This window comes from Sphaerisporangium sp. NPDC005288 (assembly GCF_040607475.1).
In the GTDB taxonomy this organism is placed as follows: Bacteria; Actinomycetota; Actinomycetes; order Streptosporangiales; family Streptosporangiaceae; genus Sphaerisporangium; species Sphaerisporangium rhizosphaerae.
This window is the reverse complement of record NZ_JBEXGT010000046.1, coordinates 62,798-83,453: the sequence shown is the minus strand read 5'-3', so window position 1 is coordinate 83,453 and position 20,656 is coordinate 62,798. Positions and strand designations below refer to the sequence as shown.

The following is a 20,656-nucleotide window of genomic DNA, read 5'->3' as shown; positions in this document are numbered from 1 at the left end:
TCCGAACCCGGAAGTTAAGCTTTCCAGCGCCGATGGTACTGCACCGGGGACGGTGTGGGAGAGTAGGACACCGCCGGACAAAACTTGATAGATAGTTATGTGTGTTATGCGAGGTAGGCCATCCACGGTGTGGATGGCCTACCTGCATTTCAGGGGTGATTCACCTTCAGACCCCCGGCCGACCGCCTAACCGACTGGCCGGCCCGCTGACAGTCCGGCAGGCCTACTGTCCCCGGGTCCAGAAGCCGATGGGGTTCACCCGGCTGAAGACCGGTTACACGGCGAGGCACGGCGGGACGATTGCCGTCGGCACCGGCGCCGTCCTACGGCGCCCCTTCCAACACCACCCCACCCCGCACACCCATCCCCACCGATCAGGATCGGGAAAACCGGCCCAGCCGCGCTCGCACGGAGAACCGGTGAAGCCGAATGGGACCCACCCGGCATACGGGTGGGTGGTCCAAGGGTTACTGCCCACCCCCGAGCGTCCATCAGACGGGTGGCAGTGGAGGCAGGAGGGTGGTCGGTGGAGTCGGCACCGTTCTGCGACGTCACACATGACTCTCCCGCCCGCGCCCACGCCAGCACACCCATCCCAGGGCGACCCGGATCTGAGAGGGGGCAACCGACCGGCTGTCACCAGCGGAGTGGCACGGCTCAGCCCGGCATGCGAGTGGGTGGTCCGAGGGTTGTCGCCCACCCCCGGTCGTCCATCAGACGGGGTGATAGTGGAGCTGGTACCTACTCCCCCCGGCGGTTCATGGTCGCTGATGCCGGCCGGCCTCCTGTTAGGGGACACTCCGCCACTCGGCCTCCTGCTGCCCGCCGGCTTGGCGAAGATCGACGCCGATCCCGAACTCACGGGGAGTCAGGCTGCGCCGCCAGTGACGGGTGAGCGAACAGGCCTTGCTCGGCGGCGTACGCTTCGAGGCGGTCCGCCAGTTCGTGCGGGCGGCTCAGCGCGGGGGTGTGCCCACCGTCGATCTCCTCGGGGATGATCCCCAGGCGCTCCTGGGCGACGCGGCGAAGAAAAGCAGCCGGGAACATGCGGTCGTCACGACAGATCAGAACGCGTGTGGGGACATCTGGCCAGGCTCGCAGTGGCGAAGGTTCCCCCATCCGAACCTCGGACTGGGCGCGCGCCCGTTTCAGCGCCTCAGTGGCCAGTTCCGGCGGAACATCCTGGTAGAACAGGGCGATGGCATCGTCGTAGTGGTCCCGCGTCTCCTCCTCGTATCTCGTGCGGGCCGAGTAACCGGCGGGCGCCTCCGCCGGCGCGGGGATCATGGGCGCGACCAGGACGAGGAGCCGCGCCGCCACGCGGTCGCAGACGAGCGGGGCCGTGAAGCCGCCGAACGACTGCGCGACGATGATCAGATCGGTCCGGTCGCCGATCGCGCCGACCACGGCATCGGCGTACTCGGGCAGGCCGGCCGAGTCGTCGTCGCATGGAAGGTCCGGCGAGATGGCGTCATGGCCTCGCGCATGCAGTTCGGCCTCCACCAGGTGCCAGTACCAGCCGACATCGCCAGCGCCGTGGATCAAGACAAATGTGGCCATCATGCCACCTTCCGGTGCTCACATCCCGATCCAGGCGACGAGCTGCCATCTGGCTCCGGGAAGATCGACGGGTGGACCGCAATCGCCGTTCGTGGCTGAGGTTAGGCGACGGGGCTGACATTCTCGGCGGCGTCACCAGGCCGGCTGATCTCACCAGGCCGGCCATCTCATGAGTCCCGCTGTGTCCTCGATCTCGGCTGTGTTCTCGATCGTGGCCGTGTCCTCGATCCCGCGGGCAGCGGTTGGCCGGTGTCATTGGATCGCCCGGTGTCACTGCATCGACCGGTGTCACTGCATCCACCGGTGTCACGAGTCGGTCGGTGTCACGAGTCGGTCGGCGCCGGCGGCGGGTTGCCGGAGTGGGGAGGCGGTCACCATGGACATAGGTGGCCCGGTGGTCCCGGTGAACATCTGGTGACGGCTTGGTCTGTTCGGTTCGCAGTCTCGTGGTGGCATGGAGAAGCTCGGCGGGGGGCCGGTGGGACGGTGAGGATGGCTAGGGGATGTCGAGGGCGCCGGACCAGATGGTGATGGCGCTGCCGCTGAGTTCGAGGTGGTCGTCGTCGCGAAGGGTGGTGTGGACGATGCCGCCACGTTGCGATAGTTGTGCGCCTACAAGTGACTTTTCGCCGATTTTTCCCGACCAGTACGGGCCGAGCATGCAGTGCGCCGAACCGGTTACCGGGTCCTCCGGGACGCCGGCTGCGGGGGCGAAGAACCGGGAAACGTAGTCGACGCCGCCCGAGGCGTCCGTTGCTCTGGCGGTGACACAGACGGCCCGCGCGTTCAGAGTCGCGAGCGCGTCGATGTCGGGGGCCAAACTGCGTACGACCTGCTCGGACTCCACCACGGCGAGGATGTCGAAGGGGCCCGTCCCGACCCAGACGACCGGCACTCCGAGCGCCTCCACCAGGCCGTCCGGAGTGGAGATCTCGGTGGGCATGTAAGCCGGGAAATCCATCGAAATACGACCGTGATCAAGAAGTTTGGTGGTCAGGATTCCGCTTCTCGTGGAAAACTCGAGCGGTCCTGACGCCGCCCCTGTCGAATACAAGACATGTGCGGCCGCCAGGGTGGCGTGGCCGCACAATGCCACCTCGACGGTAGGGGTGAACCATCGCAGAGAGAGGGGCCGGCCGTCGCCCTGCCCGAGGACGAAGGCCGTCTCGGAGTGTCGCATCTCGCTGGCCAGGGCCTGCATCCACTCGTCGGATCTCCCAGAGTCCAGCAGGCAGACGGCCGCCGGGTTACCCTTGAACGGCTGATCGGTGAACGAATCGACGGTGAAGATACGCATGCTCTCGACCCTATCCACCCCCAGATAACCGGTCGATACGGGAGCGAAAGCCGGGCAAAATCAAAAGCACATGGGCGTGTCGCGCCGCCCCAGGCGGCACGTCGGTTACGGTCATTTGTGTCGGGGCACGGCGAATGTGGCCGGTTCTCGCGGAAAGGACAGCCGATGGGGGCAGTGCGCAGGGTGGTGAGCTACCTTGGCATGGGCGATGGGGATCAGTACGACGAGCCCTACGACTATGACGAGTACGAGGATGAGTGGATGCCCGCGTCGGAACGGGCCGCCAGGCGCTGGGGGTCGGGTGGGGACCCCGCGCGGATTGTCATGATCCGTCCGCGGAAGTACTCCGACGCGCTTCTCGTGGGGCAGCACTTCAGGGAGGGTCAGGCGGTGATCATGGACGTCGCCGGGATGTCCATGGCCGAGGCGACGCGGATGGTCGACTTCGCCGCCGGCCTGACATACGGCTGTGAGGGGCGCATCGAGCGCATCGCCGACAAGGTGTTCCTTCTGGCCCCCGCCGACGTTGAGATCAGCACGACGTGACCGGCAGCGGCCATGACGACCACCTGACCGTCGTCGGGTGTGATGATCACTGGTGCGCCGCCGGTCATGGCGACCACTTCGCTGTCATCGAGGGTGACGACTCCCTGGCCCTCACCGGCCGTGGCGGCCATTCGACCGCCGCCTCACGTTGTGGCGGTCGCGTGGCCGCCGCTGATCATGACGACGACCTGGCCGTCATCGAGTGTGACGACCACTTGGTGACCATCGGCCATGGCGACCTTCTGGCGACCTCCGAGCAGGCGACCTCCGGGCCGACATCGGCTGTTTGACCGCCGGTGCGTCCTATGTCCGCGTGACCCTCAGCGCCCTTCAGGGGCAATGACGATCAGCGACTTTCAGGGGCGGTGGTCGGTGGCGACCGCTGGGCCTCTGCGGAGGAGGCGGCTGAGGGCGGTGAGGTTCTCGGACGCCTTGTCGGCCCGTTCGCCGGCCTCTCGGGCGTAGTCGTGGAGCGCCCACATGGCCGCCTCGGCCTGCTCGCGCAGTTGGGTGATCTCGGTTTCGACGCGACGTGCCTCGGCCTGTTCCCGGACGCTGCGGCGCCACAGGATGTAGCCGGCCACCCCTCCGAGAACGAGCCCGGCTACGGCGAACAGCTCGGAGACGGTGAAGGCGAGCACGACCGCCACGATGGGCAGCAGGGCGGGCGCGTACACCAGCCAGCGTCCCGACAGGCGTGCCGCTCCTTCGGCTCTGATCTTCGCTTCGGCGGCGGCGAGGGTGGCCTCGTCGGCGCCCTCGGGCCTGAGGATGACGTCATGCCCGTGTATCGGCACGATGATCTCGTCGGGCGGCGTCACGCGGGTCGCCTGAGCCAGGTCTTCGGCGGCGGCTCGTACGACGGGCGCGGCGACGTGGAAGGCGATCGCCGCGAGGTGCGGGTCGGAGCCCGACCGTACGTCCTCCAGAAGGTGACTTGTCAGCGAACCGAGCGGGCCCGGATCCTCGAATCCGATGAGCGCTCGCAGGACGGTCACCGGTTCGGTGTCCGGCCAGGGGCCGGGGCGGTCTGGCCGGGGAGTGGCCGCCGGGCGCGTCGCGGTGATCTCGGCGCACCGTTCGAGCAGCCGGGCCAGCCGCGCCGCGGCCTGGACAGGCCGCGTCAGCTCTGAGACCTCGGCCAGCGCGGGAAGGGCCGAGAGCGCCGGTGACTCCGCCAGAGCCTGTGCCACGGCCTCCGGCGAAGCCGCCGCGGCCTGCGATGGCGTTGACGCCGCCGAGGACCCCGCGGGCGAGGCCGATGCGGTACCGGTTGGAGCCGATGCGGTATCGCTTGACGGGGATGTGGTGCCGGTTGGAGGGGATGCGGGAGAGACCGAGGGCGAAGCCGCGTCGGTCGAAGGCGATGTCGCGGTGCTCGGAGGTTGTGCGGCATCGCTCGACGGGGATGCGGCGCTGCTCTGAGGAGATGGGGTGCCGTTTGGAGCGGGTGTCGCGTTGGTGGGCGTAGGCGAGGCGGCGCCGTTCGGCGGTGATCCCGTGCCGGCCGGGGTGGATGAGGGGGCGGTGGCCGCCGGAGGCGGGTCGCCCGGGACCAGGGCGGTCAGCCAGCGGTCGGGCTCGGCCGTGGAGGGCACGGCGGCGGCGTCCAGCTTGCGGAGGACGAAGATCTTTCCGGCCGGTCCGTAGGCGCCGCGCGCGGCCGCCATCCACAGGGCCCGCTGGCCGGGTTCGACAGGGCGGTCGGTCGACAGTTCGCCGAAGGCGGTGCCCAGCCATGAGGCATGGATGCGGTCGCCGTGCCCGCTGACGGCGAGGGACAGGCACAGGAACAGCGCGGTGTCGGCCTGATCGAGCTGAGCGGCCCGGGTGAGGGGGTCCAGCGCGTCCTCACCGGACAGGATCAGAAGAAGCGCCTCAATGGCGGGGGCCAGCCAGCGACCGCGGACGTCCAGGACGCTGGGAGGCGCGGGAGGCGCCGTGCCGTCGGCTGCGAGCTGGGTGATCAGCGCCTCGGCGTACCGTTGCAACTCGGAGAGGTCGCCGTCGTGGTGCTGCGACTCGGAGAGCTCGCCGTCGTGGTGGTGCGGCCGGCTGGGGGCGCCGCCGTGGTGCTGTGTCTCGGAGAGGGCGACACCGTGGTCAGCTGCTTCGGAAAGGGCGACACGGTGGTCGGGTGCCTCAAAGGGGCCGCCGTCGTGGTCGGGTGGCTCGGTGATCGACCCTTGAGGTTCTCCGTTGTGCTGCTGTGGGTGCTCAGCGTCCGCGGCCCGAGGGAGGTCGGGGTTCGCGGTCAGATCCATGCTCAAAGCGGGCAACTCCCCGAAGGCGTGAGGAAGGCCCCCGGAGGCGAGGGTTCGGCGGGCACTCCCATGACCGCGCCCAGGTTAGTTCTTCCAGCCCAGCCATGCCTGGCGGCACGCCGACACACGTGAGTAACTTGATGCCGTCATGTCGGTCGATGCCCGGCGGCCCGCCGGCACATTGTCCTCCGGCCGCGCCGACCTGGGCGTCGGCCCACCGACGGCCGGCCTGGGCGTCGGCCCGTACGAGTCGCACGGGCCGGAGGAGTCGTCCGGGGCCCACGTCGATGGGCGGGGAAAGGTCGATGGGCAGGGGAAAGGGGCGGCGGTTACATGCGCTCGGGGATCGGCACGCCCAGGAGGGTCAGGCCGGTCTCCAGGACGCGGAGGGTGAGGGCGCACAGGGCCAGGCGGGAGGCGCGGGTGGCGGGGGGGACGTCGTCGCGCAGGACCGGGCACTTCTCGTAGAAGCCGGTGAAGGCGCTCGCGGTTTCGAAGAGGTAGGCGCAGACCCGGTGCGGCTCGGCCAGGGCGGCGGCGTTCTCGATCACCGAGCCGAAGCCGAGGAGCTGGAGCGCGAGCTCACGCTCCGCCGGCTCGCCGAGGACGATGGGCCCGGCGACGGTGGCGGGGTCGACGCCGCCCTTACGGAAGATCGACCGGATGCGCGCCGTGGCGTACTGCATGTACGGACCGGTGTTGCCGGTGAAGGACAGCATGCGGTCGAAGTCGAAGATGTACTCGCTGTCGTGGCTGACCGACAGGTCGGCGTACTTGACCGCGCCGATGCCGACGGCCCGCGCGATCTCGGCGCGGGTCGCCTCGTCGTACCCCCGCTCGGCGATGGCGGCGGAGGCCCGCTCGACCGCCTCGTCGAGGAGGTCGGTGAGCTTGACCGACTCGCCGCTGCGGGTGCGGAACCGGCGGCCGTCGGCGCCGAGCATCATGCCGATCTGGATGTGCTCGGCGGAGACGTCGTCGGTCAGGTAGCCGGCCATGCGCGCGGCGGCGAAGACCATCTGGAAGTGCAGCGACTGGTCGGCGCCCACCACGTACAGGATGCGGTCGGTCTTGAGGTCGCGGACGCGGTAGCGGACGGCGGCCATGTCGGTCGTCGCGTAGCCGTACCCGCCGTCGCTCTTACGGATGATCAAGGGCAACGGCTTGTCGTCGCTGCCCGTGAAACCCGGCGGGAAGACGCAGAGGGCGCCCTCGCTCATCACGGCCACCCCGGACGCCTCGAGATCGGCGCAGATCTCGGCGAGCATCGGGTTGTACATGCTCTCGCCGGCGATGTCGTCGTCGGTGAGGGTGACGCCCAGCGTGTCGTAGACCTTGTTGAAGTAGCGGATCGTGGCGTCCATGAACATGTGCCACAGCCGCATGGTCTCGGGGTCGCCGCCCTGCAGGGTGGCCACCCGCCGCCGCGAGCGCTCTTTGAACTCGGGGTCGGAGTCGAACTTGGCCCGGGCCGCCTGGTAGTACTCGTTGGTCTCGCCCGCCTGCAGCTGGGCGATGGCATTGGCCTCGCCGATGTCGAGCAGGTGCTCGATGAGCAGGCCGAACTGCGTGCCCCAGTCGCCCAGGTGGTTCTGCCGGACGACATGGTTGCCGAGGTGCTCGAGCATGCGCACGAGGGAGTCGCCCACGATGGTGGTGCGCAGGTGGCCGACGTGCATCTCTTTGGCGGCGTTGGGCGCGGAGTAGTCGACGATGACGGTCGCCGGCGGCGTGCTCAGCCCCACCCCGTTGCGCGGGTCTTCCAGGGTGTGCAGGGCCTGGGCGGCGACCCACTCGTCGTTGAGCGTGATGTTGAGGAAGCCGGGGCCGCTGACCTCGACCGTGGAGAAGACGTCGCCGGCGTCCAGGGCGTCGGCGATGGCCTGGGCGACCTCCCGCGGCGCGCGTCGCAGCCGCTTGGCCAGGCTCAGTGCCACGTTCGCCTGGTAGTCGGCGAACTGGGAGGGCCGGATCAGCGGGTCGGCGCCTGCGTACTCCGGGCCGAAGGCGGCGCCCAGCGCCCGCTGGACCCTTTCGGTGAGCACGAGCTGCGGGTCGGTCATGCCACAAGGATATCCGCTGATCATCCGCCGCCGAGAATGGATATCCGGCCCTGTGGACGAGTCGGACGGGTCCCGGTCTGTGGGACGGTCTCTGGTGCTTCCCCTTCCGTTGGTGATCCACTGTGCCGACCTTCCCTGCGGATCCCCGTTTCTCGAGAATCCGTCCCCGCGGGTGGTTCTCCGATCTCTGAAACCCCTCCTGTGGACCGACCACACCTGTGGACGACCGGCCCCCGGCGAACGGCTCTCCCTCGCAGGGAGAGGTCACCAGCGGCGGTGGGAGCGCTGGGTGGTGGCGATGCGGTCGCCGACGCGGGGGACGGTGCCCTGGCGGGCGAGCGTGGCGGCGAGGACGCAGGCCGCGGCGATGCCCTTGGCCGTCGAGGAGCCGTGGGCGATCACCACGGTCCCGTTGAGCCCGAGCAGCACCGCGCCTCCGTACGCCTCGGGGTCCAGCCGTTTGCGCAGGTCGCGGAGCCGGCCGCGCTGGAGGGCCGCGGCCAGGCGGGAGATCCGGCCGCCTTCGAGGGTCTCGCGCAGCTCGCTGAAGGCGTACCGGACCGCGCCCTCCATCGTCTTGAGTGCCACGTTGCCGGTGAAGCCGTCGGTGACGATGACGTCCACCTCGCCGCCCAGCAGGTCGTGGCCCTCCACGTTCCCGGTGAAGTTCATGCCGGGGACGGCGGTGAGCAGCTCGTGGGCGCGTTTGGTGAGCTTGTTGCCCTTCCCCGGCTCGCCGCCGATCGTGAGCAGCCCGACGCGCGGTGAGGTCAGGCCCAGCGCGGTCTCGGCGTACGCGACGCCGAGGTGGGCGAACTGCACGAGGATCTCGGGCTTGGCGTCGGCGGTGGCTCCGGCGTCCAGGAGCACGGTGGGGTGGGGGCGGGTCGGCAGCGGGACGGCGATCGCCGGCCGCAGCACTCCCTGCTGTGCCCGCAGCCGCAGCTTCCCGGTGGCCACCACGCCCGCCGTCGAGCCGGCGGACACGACCGCCGAGGCGTCGCCGCGCCGGACCAGATGGCAGGCGAGGGCGATGCTGGACCGGGGCCGGCGCAGGCTGGCCAGGGCGCCCTCGTCCATGGTGAGGGCCTCCTCGGCCCGCACGATGGGGATCTCGCCGACGGCGTCGTGCTCGGCGAGGGTCTCGGCGATCGGCCGGGGCGCGCCGACCAGGACGACGGGCACGCCGTGTTCGCGTACGGCCCGCACGGCCCCGGCCACGATCTCGCCGGGGGCGTTGTCGCCTCCCATGGCGTCAAGGGCTATCGGCGCAATGCCGTCCAAGCGGTCACCTCGCGCGGAATGAGTGTGTGTCCCGCATCGTAGGTGGCCACGCGGGGTGGTCGGCCACCGCCCACCGGTCGTCGCGCCGACGCTGGAGACCTCCGCCGGTCAGCTGTCGCGCCAGGGCCAGTGCCATTGGGCTTCGCGGGAGACGACGACCTTGCCGAACATGGCGCGGCCGGTCACGCGGATGAGCGGCCCGTCGGGGTCGCCGCCCTGCGCGCCGCCGGAGACGTGGCGCTTGGAGAACACGGCGCTGCCCTCGTCGATGACCCGGGCGTTGGCGGGGACCCGGACGATCAGCTTGCCGCAGAAGGAGTTGAGTTCGAGGGTGACCTCGCGCCCGGGCAGGACGGCGTCGGTGAGGTCGATGATCAGTGCTCCGAAGGTCGAGCGCAGCGTGGTGTGCCGCCCGGCGACCCATCGGCCGCTCCGGATGACCTTGCTGAAGACGGCGGCGACCTCCTGCTGCTCGGCGCTGAAGCCCGAGGAGGACGAGCCGAGCGTGGACGGCAGGTCGCGGGTGAGGGGGACCAGGTCGCCGACGGTGACGGCCGTGTAGGCGGCCTCCAGCCGGTCGGCGTGCTCGACGCTGGTGAGGCGGCCGGTGGCCAGTCCCTCACCGAGGACCGCGGCGACGCGGTCGCGGTCGGCGTCCGATGCGCGCTGTGCGGTGTCGCCTGACTCGAAAGGCGTAAGGGAGCTCACTCGGCCAGCGTAGCCCAACTCAAGATATGTCGCGATATCCGGAAGGTTTTACCGAGGCTTTTCGGTCGGACGGAACCAGGCCGACACGTTGGCGCGTCCGTACAGAAAAGCGTAAGACGCTCAACAGGCGCATCAGGTTTACCGGAGATCCCCAAAGAGAGGAAAATCTCGAGTGACCCTGACACAGACCGGTACACGCGGGTTCAAGGCCTACACGGCGAAACATCTGGATGATCTGCTCAAACGTGGCCACCTCAACGCCGAGACCCGGCTGCGCGTTCGCGCGGTGGCGACCGTGTTGCCCTTCCGGGTCAACCCCTACGTCGTCGACGAGCTGATCGACTGGTCGGACATCCCCGACGACCCGATCTACCGGCTGGTCTTCCCCCAGGAGGACATGCTGCCCTCCGACGAGGTGTCGCGCATCGCCGCGCTGCTGCGGTCGGAGGCTCCCCGGGACGAGCTCCAGGCGACCGTCCGCGCCGTCCGCATGCGGATGAACCCGCACCCGGCCGGGCAGATGGAGCTCAACATGCCCCGGGTCGGCGGCGAACCGGTGGCCGGCATGCAGCACAAATATCCCGAGACCGTGCTGTTCTTCCCCAAGCAGGGGCAGACCTGCCACGCGTACTGCACCTACTGTTTCCGCTGGGCCCAGTTCGTCGGCGAGCCTGATCTGAAGATGGCCTCCGACGACGCCCAGGCGCTGGTCCGCCACGTTCGCGAGCACCCGGAGATCACCAGCGTCCTGTTCACGGGCGGCGATCCGATGATCATGAGTGCCGCCGTGCTGAGGCGGTACGTCGAGCCGCTGCTGGGGCTCGAGCAACTGGAGTCCATCCGCGTCGGCACCAAGTCACTGGCGTACTGGCCGGGCCGCTTCGTGACCGACCCGGACGCGGCCGACACGCTGCGCCTGTTCTCCTCGGTGGCCGAGTCGGGCAAGAACCTGGCGTTCATGGCGCACTTCTCCCACCCGCGCGAGATGGAGTCGCCGCTCGTGCAGACGGCCGTGCGGGCGATCAGGGACGCCGGCGCGGTGATCCGCACGCAGGCGCCGCTCATCCGCACCGTGAACGACGACCCGGGCATCTGGGCCGAGATGTGGCGCAGGCAGCACGCGCTGGGCATGGTGCCCTACTACATGTTCGTCGAGCGCGACACCGGCCCGCAGGACTACTTCGCGGTGCCGCTGGCGCGCGGGTACGAGATCTTCCGGGACGCCTACACGCAGGTGTCGGGCCTGTGCCGCACGGTGCGGGGGCCGTCCATGTCCGCGACGCCCGGCAAGGTCTGCGTCGACGGCGTCGCGGAGGTCGCCGGCACGCGCGTCTTCGTCCTGCACCTCATCCAGGCCCGTGACCCGGCGCTCGCCGGGCGGCCGTTCTTCGCGCACTACGACCCCGAGGCGGTGTGGCTGAGCGACCTGCGCCCCGCCTTCGCCGACCGGTTCCCGTTCGAGACGGCGCCGGCGGCCGGCGTCCGCCCGGCCCTTGAGGAGCCGCCGCCGCGCTGACCGCCCCCGCGGACGCGCGTGACGCGGAACGGCCGGCGCCCCGGGTGGGCGCCGGCCGCTCGCGGTCTACGGGCGGACGTCTGCGAACCGACGTCTTCGCGACGGGGGGCGTTCTCGAACAGCGGCCTTTCGAACAGAAGCCTTGGGTGGGCCTCCGCCGAACGGATCTCGCTCGACCGGATCTGTCGGATCTCGTGCGACCGGATCTGTTCGGATATTCGGACATGTGGGGAAGCGCTGGGTTCGGCGGGCGGATCGGTCTCGGTTGTCGGCCGCCAGGCGGCGGACCGGCGGATATGCGGATATCAGGCGTCGGACGCCGGAGCGCGCACGTACGTGCGGCGGGCGATCTGGGCCTGAAGTCGGGCCATCTGCCAGTGCAGCTCGATGAGCTGCTCGGCGAGCAGGCCCCGCGGAATGTCCGACGGGTCTTCGGCGGACAGGTTATCGATCGCGTTCGCCAGCTCTCGCACCCCGCACCCCCACTCCATCACGGTTTCCCTCGGCTCGAATCTTCGTTCGAATCATAGTGGAATCGCGTGCGGGGTGTCAGCAGATTCACCGGGCGTGTCCGGACTTCTGTACGGTCTAGCCGCGTCCGTACCGGTACGCGCGCGGGGCCACTCCGGCGCCGTCAGACCCTGTGGAGCCGTCGGGCCCCCAGAGTCGTCAGGCCCCCTGGAACCGTCAGGTCTCGTAGACCGGAGCGATGTAGCCGCGCGCCAGCGTGTTGGCCACGATGGTGAAGCCCACGACGGCCGGCGAGGCGTCCTCGCCGACCCCGAGCTTGTCCACGCCCAGGGCGTGCACGGCGAACAGGTAACGGTGCGGCGCGCCGGGCGGCGGGGCGGCGCCGCCGTACTCGCGCAGGCCGTAGTCGTTGCGACCGTGGACGGCGCCCTCGGGAAGGCCCTTGTTCTCCCCGCCGCCCGCGCCCGCCGGCAACTCGGTGACGCTCGCGGGGATGTCGAACAGCAGCCAGTGCCAGAAGCCGCTGGTCGTGGGCGCGTCGGGGTCGTAGCAGGTGACGGCGAAGCTCTTGGTGCCCTCGGGCGCGCCCGACCAGCGCAGGTGCGGCGAGATGTTCTGCCCTGACATGCCCCAGTCGTCGAACACGTGGTCGTCGGACAGACGCTCGCCGTCGCGCACGTCGTCGCTCTCGACGGTCAGCGCGGGGACCTCGGGCAAGAAGTCATAGGGGATCGGTGGCTGGTTGGCCACGATGGACCTCCGAAGGAAGGACGTTCCGGACCTCCCCATCTTGCCCTCTGAGACGGCCCTCAGACGATCGACGGGCGCCGCGCCTCAGGGGAAGGACCGGAAAGCCGTGAAGGCGCCCTCACGAGGCCGTGAGGGCGCCTTCACGCGGGATCGACCGGCCGGCCGGTCAGGAGTTGTAGGCGGCGAGCACCGTCGCGGGGTCGCCGTCCATCTTGATCTTGCCCTTGTGCAGCCAGATGACGCGGTTGCAGGTCTCCTCGATCACGTCGAGGTTGTGGGCGACGAGGAAGACCGTGCCGGCCTCTTCGCGCATCTGGTGGATGCGCTCCTGGCTCTTGCGCTTGAAGTCGCGGTCGCCGGTGGCGAGTGCCTCGTCGATGAGCAGGACGTTGTGGCTCTTGGCCGAGGCGATGGCGAAGCGCAGCCGCGCGCCCATGCCGGAGGAGTAGGTCGACATGGGGAACTGGACGAACTCGCCGATGCCGGAGAACTCGACGATCTCGTCGTACCTCTCCTTGACCTGCGCGGGCGTCATGCCCATCGCGTAGCAGCCGAGCACGATGTTGCGCTCGCCGGTGAGCTCTTTCATCAGCGCGGCGTTGACGCCGAGCAGCGACGGCTGGCCGTTGGTGTAGACCGAGCCCTTGTGCGGCGGCAGCAGGCCGGCGATGGCCCGCAGCAGCGTGGACTTGCCCGATCCGTTGCGGCCGATGATGCCGATGGCGTCACCGTGCCGGGCGACGAAGGACACGCCCTTGACGGCGTGGACCTCCTTCATCTGCGGCCGGCCCTGGCGGCGGATGAGCCGCATGAGGGCGTTGGCGGCGTTGCCCTTCTCGGCGTCGCTCGCCGCGCCGTACACGCGGTAGACGATGTGCAGGTCGTCGACGACGACGGTGGGCGTGCCGGGCTCGCGCTCGGGAGCGCTCGCGGGGGCGGGCTCGGGCGCCTCGTCCTGGGGGTGGGCCATCTGGGACGGCTCCTTGGTCAGCTCAGCCACGGCCATACCTCTCCTCGGCCCGCCAGAAGTACCAGAAGCCGCCGATCAGTGCGACCGCGGCCCAGAAGCCAGCGTATAGCCACAGTTGGGGCAGGGTGCTGTGCGGGAACTGGTGCACCTGCAGGTCATGGCCGTAGCTGCGCAGCAGCAGGTGGCGCATCAGGTCGATGAAGACCGAAGGAGGGTTGAACTCCAGCAGGAAGCGCGCCCACTCGGGGCTGCCCTTCATCTTGGCCGGGATGCTGTAGAACACGCCCGAGGTGTACAGCCAGGTGCGCAGGATGAACGGGAGCAACTGGTTCATGTCGCGGACGAATGCTCCGACGCGTGCGAGGAGCAGGCTTATCCCGACATTGAAGATCGTCTGCAGCAGCAGAGCGAAGGGGATCAGCAGCCAGGCCCAGGTCAGTGGCTCGCCCGTGACGAGCACGATGACGAACAGCACGCCCATCGAGATGGCGAGCTGCTGGAACTCCTGGATCGTGTAGGCCAGAGGGAGCGCGGCGCGGGGGAAGTGCAGCGCCCGGATGAGCGAGAGGTTCCCCGAGATGGACTTGGCGCCGCCGGTGATCGACCGCTGGGTGTAGGAGTAGACGAACACACCGGTGATCAGGAAGGCGGTGTAGTTCGTGAGGTCCTTCTTCTGCCCCAGGATCACGCCGAACATGAGGAAGTAGACGGCGGCGTTCAGCAGCGGCGTCAGCACCTGCCAAAGCTGGCCCAGCGCCGAGTCGGAATACTTCGAGACGTTACGCGACGTGGCGTACGTGAGGACGAAGTGCCGCCTGTCCCACAGTTGGCGCAGGTAGACGGGCAGACTGGGACGCGCGATGGCGCGTCGCAACCCGTGGCGCTCGGCGAGCGCGGACAGCGATTCCTTCCCGTTGGGAGAGGTGCCGCCCGCCCGGTCGCCCGCCCGGGAGTCCGCTACAGCGGATTCCGGCTGACTCATGGGATGGACTCTATTGGATACCGGTGAATGAGATGCCTACGGTCCCACTTGATCGCTCTTGAGCGGAAGCCGTCCGCCGAGGCGGCGCCGATCATGGCCGCGGGGCCGTGTCATCGCAGCTCGGTACCTGAGATGGCCGAAAGCGGCCACCCGGCCTGGATGTGCGATCACATCCCGGCCTGTGTACCTTGGTGACTGCTTTATGCCGTATCAGGGCATTATTGACAGCCTAGTTGGTATGCGTGTGACGTCCGTCAGGGGCACGTGTGACCGAACTGCAATGCGCCAGAGACTCGCTGGTGAGAAGTAGTGAGGAATGCTCGCGGTCGTCTGGCAGGGCGTCAACTGATTTGACCGTGTCCGCGAACTCCAGGGATCGATCCCCTGGGAGGCGTGCCCGACATGAGCGGCTCAGTCCTAACGCCCACCTTAGAGGGAGGATTAATCCACGATGCGTGTGACCAAGGGCGCACAGATCGTCGCCGGGACCGCACTGCTGGCGCTCGCGGTTGCGGCGTGCGGCGGCAGCGGCGGCAGCACCGGTACCAGCTCCAGCGCCGCAGGCAACGCAGGCGCGGTCAGGGTCGAGATCGCTGAACCGCAGCACGACCTCATCCCGGGCAACACCACCGAGACCAGCGGCGCCGAAGTGCTGAACGCACTCTTCGTCGGCCTCGTCGACTACGACGCGGACAAGAAGCCGTACAACCGCGTCGCCGAGTCCATCGAGTCGCCGGACTCCACCACGTGGACGATCAAGCTCAAGGACGGGTACAAGTGGCACAACGGTGAGCCCGTCACCGCCCAGAACTTCGTCGACTCCTGGAACTTCACCGCCAACGGCGCCAACGCCCAGGAGGGCAACTACTTCTTCGGCAGCATCGTCGGCTACGACGAGCTGAACCCGGGCGAGGGCAAGACCCCCACCGCCACCGCCCTGAAGGGCCTGAAGGTCGTCGACGACAAGACCTTCACCGTCGAGCTGAAGAACCCCTTCTCCGGTTTCCCGACGATGCTGGGCTACACGGCGTTCTACCCCCTCCCCAAGGCGGCGTTCGAGGGCGAAGGCAAGCTCAAGGCCGACTTCGGCGGCAACCCGATCGGCAACGGCCCCTTCAAGATCTCCAAGCCCTGGAAGCGCGGCACGGACCAGACCATCTCCCTGGTCCGCGACGACAACTTCAAGGAGGGCAAGGCCAAGATCGACGCGGTCGACTTCAAGATCTACACCGACCTGAGCACCGCGTTCAACGACCTGCGCGCCGGCAACCTGGACATCATGGACCAGCTGCCGCCGGAGGCCATCTCCACCGCCAAGCAGGAGTTCGGCGACCGCTACATCGAGCAGCCGTCGTCGGGCATCGGCTACATCGGCTTCCCGATCAAGAGCGGCGGCGACTACGCCAAGAACGCCGACATCCGCAAGGCCATCTCCATGGCGATCGACCGCAAGACGATCACCGAGACGGTCTTCTCCGGCACCCGCGTCCCGGCCGACGACTTCATCAGCCCGGTCGTCTCCGGCTACCGCCAGGGCGCCTGCGGCGAGGCCTGCACCTACGACCCCGCCAAGGCCAAGGCCCTGTTCGAGCAGGCCGGCGGGCCGAAGGCCGGCACCATCGAGATCGGCTACAACGGTGACGGCGGCCACAAGGAGTGGATCGAGGCCGTCGCCAACAACCTGCGCACCAACCTCGGCGCCGAGGTGACGCCGAAGCCGGTCGAGAAGTTCGCCACGATCCTCGAGGACCTGGGCAACAAGAAGTGGCCGGGCGCCTTCCGCATGGCGTGGATCATGGACTACCCGTCCCCGGAGAACTACCTGCGTCCGCAGTTCGGCTCGGGCGGCAGCTCGAACTACTCGGGCTACAAGAGCAAGGAGTTCGACGACCTGGTGACCCAGGGCGACGCGGCCAAGACCCTCGACGAGGGCGTCAAGTTCTACCAGCAGGCCGATGACCTGGTGCTCAAGGAGCTCCCGTACATCCCTGTGTACTTCTACCAGACGAACGGCGCATACTCGCAGCACGTGAAGAACGTCAAGATCGACCCGTTCGAGCGGATCGACCTGTTCAACGTCGAGAAGGCCTGACGTCAACCACTCCGGGTGGTTGGGTACCCTGAACCACCCGGAGTGGGCGACACCCACGAGGGCAGCTCTGTTGGTTGCGGCGGGCTGCCCTTTGTAATGATCGGGAGACTAGATGGGCCGCTACGTCATCAGGCGCCTTCTCCAGGCGATCCCTGTGCTGTTGGGCACCACATTCCTCATCTTCGCCATCGTCTACGCGCTTCCGGGTGATCCCCTCCAGGCGCTGGCCGGCGAAAAACGCGTTGACCCGGTGTTCGCGGCGGCACTCCGGGAGCAATTCCACCTCAACGACCCCCTCATCGTGCGGTATGGCTACTACATCCGCGACATTCTGAGCGGGAACTTCGGCACCACCTTCCGAGGGTTGCCGGTCTCGACCATCTTCGAGGGCAAGTTCCAGGTCACCCTCCAGTTGTCGGTCACCGCCCTCATCTTCGAGGCGATCATCGGCGTCGGCCTCGGCCTGTGGGCGGCGCTGCGCCGCGGCAGGTGGGAGGACAAGGCCATCCTGGCCGTCACCCTGCTGATGGTGTCGGTCCCCACGCTGGTCAGCGGCTTCGTCCTGCAGCTCGTGCTCGGCGTGAAGCTGAAGCAGAGCACCGGCATCGACTTCTTCCCGGTGGCCGGCATCCAGGACGGGCTGCGAAGTTACATGGTGCCCGGGTTCGTGCTGGCGATGATCTCCATCGCCTACCTCACCCGCCTGACACGGACGAGCCTGATGGAGACGCTGCGCGCCGACTACGTGCGCACGGCCATCGCCAAGGGCATGCCCAGGAGACGGGTGCTCGCACGGCACGCCCTGCGGAACTCGCTGATCCCTCTGGTCACCTACCTGGGCGCGGACCTCGGAACGCTCATGGGCGGCGCGGTGATCACTGAGACGATCTTCAACCTGCCCGGCATCGGCCAGCAGCTCTTCCAGTCGGTGTACCTGCAGGAGAACTCCGTCGTGGTGGGCATCGTGACGGTCCTGGTCCTGATCTACATCGTGGCCAACCTCGTCGTCGACCTGCTGTACGCCGTCCTCGACCCCAGGATCCGCTATGAGTAACGACACCCTTCCTTCGCTGGCTCCGTCGCAACCCGCCGAGCCTGCCAAGGAGAGCAAGCCCGCCAGCCTGTGGTCGGACGCGTGGTACGACCTGCGGCGCAACCCGGTCTTCCTCATCGGCGCCGCCATGCTGGTGCTGCTTGTCGCCATCTCGGCCTTCCCGGGGCTGTTCGACACCGTCGGGGTCGACGCGAAGACCTGCTCCCTGGCGCAGGCGCGCAAGGGAATCACCCCCGAGCACTGGTTCGGCACCGACAACCTCGGCTGCGACGTGTACTCCCGCGTCATCTGGGGCGCCCGGGTCTCGATCATCGTCGGGTTCGTCAGCGCCATCGTCACCGCCCTGATCGGCGGCGCCCTGGGCCTGATCGGCGGCTTCTACGGCCGCTGGGTCGACATCCTGCTCTCCCGCATCGCCGAGATCTTCTTCGCGATCCCCTCCATCCTCGGCGCCCTGCTGATCCTCGCGGTCATCGGGCGCGACAACGCCGGCATCGGCAGCGTCGTGCTCGCCCTGTCCCTGCTCGCCTGGCCGATGATCCTGCGCATCATGCGCGCGGCGGTCATCACGGCCAAGCACCAGGACTACGTGATGGCGGCCCGCGCGCTCGGCGCCGGACCCGGGCGGATCATGCTGCGGCACATTCTGCCGAACGCCGTCGCGCCGGTCATCGTGGTCTCCACGATCAACCTGGGCGCGTTCATCGCCGCCGAGGCGGCCCTGTCCTTCCTCGGCGTGGGCATCCAGTCGCCGCAGATCTCCTGGGGCCTGATGATCGCGGACGCGCGCAACCGCTTCCTGGAGGCGCCGCTCCCGCTGATCTTCCCGGCGCTGTTCCTCAGCCTGACCATCCTCAGCGTCGTCATGCTGGGTGACGCGGTCCGAGACGCGCTAGACCCGAAGCTGCGGTAGGAGAGGGCAACCGAAGGTGAATAACCCGTCGATCGACACCCACCCCCAGGAAACCGGACCCGCGCACGAGCCCCTGCTCGTGGTGGACAACCTGCACGTGGAGTTCGCCACGCGGCAGGGCGTGGTGCGGGCCGTGAACGGCGTGAGCTACACGGTGAACGCCGGGGAGTCCCTCGCCGTGCTCGGCGAGTCGGGCTCGGGCAAGTCGGTGACCGCCCAGGCCATCATGGGCATCCTGGACATGCCGCCGGCCCGCATCCCCAAGGGCGAGGTCCGCTTCCGCGGCACCGACATGCTGAAGCTCTCCGACCAGGCCCGCAGCCAGATCCGCGGCCAGCGCATCGCGATGATCTTCCAGGACGCTCTTTCCGCGCTGAACCCGGTGTTCACCGTGGGCTGGCAGATCAGCGAGATGTTCCGCGTCCACCGCGGCATGTCCAAGCGCGACGGCATGAACAAGGCCGTCGAGCTGATGGACCGCGTGCGCATCCCCGCGGCCAAGCAGCGCGTCAACGACTACCCGCACCAGTTCTCCGGCGGCATGCGCCAGCGCATCATGATCGCGATGTCGATCGCGCTGGACCCCGAGGTCCTGATCGCCGACGAGCCGACGACCGCGCTCGACGTGACGGTCCAGGCGCAGATCATGGAGCTGCTCGCCGAGCTGCAGCGCGAGAGCAACATGGGCCTGATCCTCATCACGCACGACCTCGGCGTGGTGGCGGACGTGGCCGACAAGATCGCCGTCATGTACGCCGGGCGCATCGTCGAGCACGCCCCGGTCCACGACCTGTACAAGAGCCCGGCGCACCCCTACTCCAAGGGTTTGCTCGACTCGATCCCCCGGGTCGACATGAAGGGCCAGGAGCTCTACGCCATCAAGGGGCTGCCGCCCAACCTGCTCAACATGCCATCGGGCTGTGCCTTCCACCCCCGCTGCCCCTACCGTCGCGACAACTGCGTGACCGACGTGCCTCCGCTGTACGAGATCAGCGGGACGCGCGGGAGCGCCTGCCACTACTACCGGGAGGTCCTCGATGGCACCCTCGGGTGAGCGGATCCTCGAGGTTCGTGACCTGGTCAAGCACTTCCCGCTGACCCAGGGCATCGTTCTCAAGCGCCAGATCGGCGCCATCAAGGCGGTGGACGGGGTCTCCTTCGACCTGCACCGCGGCGAGACGCTCGGCGTCGTCGGCGAGTCGGGCTGCGGGAAGTCCACCCTCGCCAAGCTGCTCATGGCGCTGGAGCGGCCCACGTCGGGGGAGGTGAAGATCAACGGCACCGACATGGCCCGGGCGCACGGGGGAGACCTCAAGCGGATGCGCCGCAACATCCAGATGGTCATGCAGGACCCCTACACCTCGCTGAACCCCCGTATGACTGTCGGCGACATCATCGGGGAGCCGTTCGAGATCCACTCCGAGGTGGCGCCCCGCGGCGACCGCCGCAGGAAGGTGCAGGAGCTGCTCGAGGTCGTCGGCCTCAACCCCGAGCACATCAACCGGTACCCGCACCAGTTCTCCGGCGGCCAGCGGCAGCGCATCGGCATCGCCCGCGGCCTGGCGCTGCAGCCGGAGATCATCATCTGCGACGAGCCGGTCTCGGCGCTGGACGTGTCGATCCAGGCGCAGGTGATGAACCTGCTGGAGCGGCTGCAGGACGAGTTCAACCTCGCCTACATCTTCATCGCCCACGACCTGTCGGTCGTCCGGCACATCTCCGACCGCGTCGCGGTGATGTACCTGGGCAAGATCGTCGAGCTGGGCAAGGACGAGCAGATCTACGAGCGGCCTGCTCACCCGTACACGCAGGCGCTGCTGTCGGCCGTGCCGGTCCCCGACCCCGAGGGCCGCGAGACGCGCGAGCGCATCATCCTGCAGGGCGACCCGCCGTCGCCCGCGGACCCGCCCTCGGGCTGCCGCTTCCGCACCCGGTGCTGGAAGGCGCAGGACATCTGCGCCGAGCAGGAGCCGCTGCTGGAGATCCGCGCCGGCGGGCACCTCAGCGCCTGCCACTTCGCCGAGTCGTACGACGTCATCCACGCCTCCTGACCCGGCGCACCCGGTACGCCTGGGCCGCACGGCCCACGAGAGACCCCTCCACGGCAGGTCCGCGGAGGGGTCTGTGTTTCTGGCGCTCGCTCCGCTCGCGCGGGTTCGGGCGCCTTTGAGCCGGTCCCCTTCCCT

The 20,656-nt window shown here is 68.6% G+C and carries 18 protein-coding genes and 1 rRNA gene; 9 read left to right on the top strand and 10 right to left on the bottom strand.

What is annotated here, in order from left to right; genetic code table 11:
* A 5S ribosomal RNA gene (rrf, locus tag ABZU32_RS33390) occupies positions 1 to 79 on the top strand; the annotation flags it as partial.
* A gap of 779 nt (positions 80 to 858) precedes the next feature.
* On the opposite strand, the gene ABZU32_RS33385 is transcribed toward rrf, so the two are convergent.
* Complete coding sequence (locus ABZU32_RS33385) at positions 859 to 1,563, bottom strand: alpha/beta hydrolase (protein ID WP_354928603.1); 705 nt, start codon at positions 1,561 to 1,563, stop codon at positions 859 to 861.
* Positions 1,564 to 2,056: 493 nt separating this feature from the next.
* Positions 2,057 to 2,857 carry a PhzF family phenazine biosynthesis protein gene (locus ABZU32_RS33380; protein WP_354928600.1) on the bottom strand — a complete coding sequence of 267 codons (801 nt, stop codon included), beginning with the start codon at positions 2,855 to 2,857 and terminating at the stop codon, positions 2,057 to 2,059.
* Positions 2,858 to 3,022: 165 nt separating this feature from the next.
* Between ABZU32_RS33380 and ABZU32_RS33375 the strand changes: the two genes are divergently transcribed.
* Complete coding sequence (locus ABZU32_RS33375; RefSeq protein ID WP_354928598.1) at positions 3,023 to 3,403, top strand: cell division protein SepF; 381 nt, start codon at positions 3,023 to 3,025, stop codon at positions 3,401 to 3,403.
* Positions 3,400 to 3,693, top strand: coding sequence for a hypothetical protein (locus tag ABZU32_RS33370; RefSeq protein ID WP_354928596.1), 294 nt, complete (start codon positions 3,400 to 3,402; stop codon positions 3,691 to 3,693). Before ABZU32_RS33375 ends, ABZU32_RS33370 begins: the two co-directional genes overlap by 4 nt.
* Positions 3,694 to 3,759: 66 nt before the next feature.
* Here ABZU32_RS33370 and ABZU32_RS33365 read toward each other — a convergent pair whose 3' ends face one another.
* The 4 genes from ABZU32_RS33365 to ABZU32_RS33350 form a co-directional block, all read right to left on the bottom strand.
* Positions 3,760 to 5,667: a hypothetical protein gene (locus ABZU32_RS33365; protein WP_354928593.1), complete on the bottom strand. Its 1,908-nt coding sequence runs from the start codon at positions 5,665 to 5,667 to the stop codon at positions 3,760 to 3,762.
* 329 nt (positions 5,668 to 5,996) lie between these two features.
* A complete protein-coding gene (argS, locus tag ABZU32_RS33360; RefSeq protein ID WP_354845305.1) occupies positions 5,997 to 7,730 on the bottom strand; it encodes an arginine--tRNA ligase in 1,734 nt (577 codons plus the stop codon).
* A 264-nt stretch (positions 7,731 to 7,994) separates the two neighbouring features.
* Complete coding sequence (gene plsX / locus ABZU32_RS33355; RefSeq protein ID WP_354845307.1) at positions 7,995 to 9,014, bottom strand: phosphate acyltransferase PlsX; 1,020 nt, start codon at positions 9,012 to 9,014, stop codon at positions 7,995 to 7,997.
* Between the two features lie 108 nt (positions 9,015 to 9,122).
* Complete coding sequence (locus ABZU32_RS33350) at positions 9,123 to 9,722, bottom strand: DUF1707 domain-containing protein (protein WP_354928591.1); 600 nt, start codon at positions 9,720 to 9,722, stop codon at positions 9,123 to 9,125.
* A gap of 172 nt (positions 9,723 to 9,894) precedes the next feature.
* Here ABZU32_RS33350 and ABZU32_RS33345 point away from each other — a divergent pair, with 172 nt between their 5' ends.
* On the top strand, positions 9,895 to 11,238 hold the full coding sequence (locus tag ABZU32_RS33345; RefSeq protein WP_354928588.1) for a lysine 2,3-aminomutase: 1,344 nt from the start codon (positions 9,895 to 9,897) through the stop codon (positions 11,236 to 11,238).
* A 305-nt stretch (positions 11,239 to 11,543) separates the two neighbouring features.
* Here the strand turns inward: ABZU32_RS33345 and ABZU32_RS33340 are convergent, their stop codons facing one another.
* The 4 genes from ABZU32_RS33340 to ABZU32_RS33325 all read right to left on the bottom strand — a co-directional run bounded on the left by ABZU32_RS33340 (position 11,544) and on the right by ABZU32_RS33325 (position 14,411).
* Positions 11,544 to 11,729 carry a hypothetical protein gene (locus ABZU32_RS33340; RefSeq protein WP_354845316.1) on the bottom strand — a complete coding sequence of 62 codons (186 nt, stop codon included), beginning with the start codon at positions 11,727 to 11,729 and terminating at the stop codon, positions 11,544 to 11,546.
* A gap of 196 nt (positions 11,730 to 11,925) precedes the next feature.
* Positions 11,926 to 12,459: a YbhB/YbcL family Raf kinase inhibitor-like protein gene (locus tag ABZU32_RS33335; protein ID WP_354928585.1), complete on the bottom strand. Its 534-nt coding sequence runs from the start codon at positions 12,457 to 12,459 to the stop codon at positions 11,926 to 11,928.
* 166 nt (positions 12,460 to 12,625) lie between these two features.
* Positions 12,626 to 13,459, bottom strand: coding sequence for an ABC transporter ATP-binding protein (locus ABZU32_RS33330; RefSeq protein WP_354928582.1), 834 nt, complete (start codon positions 13,457 to 13,459; stop codon positions 12,626 to 12,628).
* On the bottom strand, positions 13,452 to 14,411 hold the full coding sequence (locus ABZU32_RS33325) for an ABC transporter permease (protein WP_354845325.1): 960 nt from the start codon (positions 14,409 to 14,411) through the stop codon (positions 13,452 to 13,454). The genes ABZU32_RS33330 and ABZU32_RS33325 overlap by 8 nt, the downstream gene beginning before the upstream one ends.
* Before the next feature lie 451 nt (positions 14,412 to 14,862).
* On the opposite strand from ABZU32_RS33325, the gene ABZU32_RS33320 reads away from it, so the two are divergent.
* The 5 genes from ABZU32_RS33320 (at position 14,863) to ABZU32_RS33300 (ending at position 20,521) form a co-directional block, all read left to right on the top strand.
* On the top strand, positions 14,863 to 16,503 hold the full coding sequence (locus ABZU32_RS33320; protein ID WP_354845328.1) for an ABC transporter substrate-binding protein: 1,641 nt from the start codon (positions 14,863 to 14,865) through the stop codon (positions 16,501 to 16,503).
* A gap of 112 nt (positions 16,504 to 16,615) precedes the next feature.
* Positions 16,616 to 17,557, top strand: coding sequence for an ABC transporter permease (locus tag ABZU32_RS33315; protein ID WP_354928580.1), 942 nt, complete (start codon positions 16,616 to 16,618; stop codon positions 17,555 to 17,557).
* The gene (locus tag ABZU32_RS33310) at positions 17,550 to 18,470 is read left to right on the top strand and encodes an ABC transporter permease (RefSeq protein ID WP_354845333.1); all 921 of its coding nucleotides are present in this window, start codon (positions 17,550 to 17,552) and stop codon (positions 18,468 to 18,470) included. The genes ABZU32_RS33315 and ABZU32_RS33310 overlap by 8 nt, the downstream gene beginning before the upstream one ends.
* Before the next feature lie 16 nt (positions 18,471 to 18,486).
* Positions 18,487 to 19,524 carry an ABC transporter ATP-binding protein gene (locus tag ABZU32_RS33305; protein WP_354845336.1) on the top strand — a complete coding sequence of 346 codons (1,038 nt, stop codon included), beginning with the start codon at positions 18,487 to 18,489 and terminating at the stop codon, positions 19,522 to 19,524.
* Positions 19,508 to 20,521 carry a dipeptide ABC transporter ATP-binding protein gene (locus ABZU32_RS33300; RefSeq protein ID WP_354845339.1) on the top strand — a complete coding sequence of 338 codons (1,014 nt, stop codon included), beginning with the start codon at positions 19,508 to 19,510 and terminating at the stop codon, positions 20,519 to 20,521. The genes ABZU32_RS33305 and ABZU32_RS33300 overlap by 17 nt, the downstream gene beginning before the upstream one ends.
* The last annotated feature ends 135 nt before the right edge of the window (positions 20,522 to 20,656 follow it).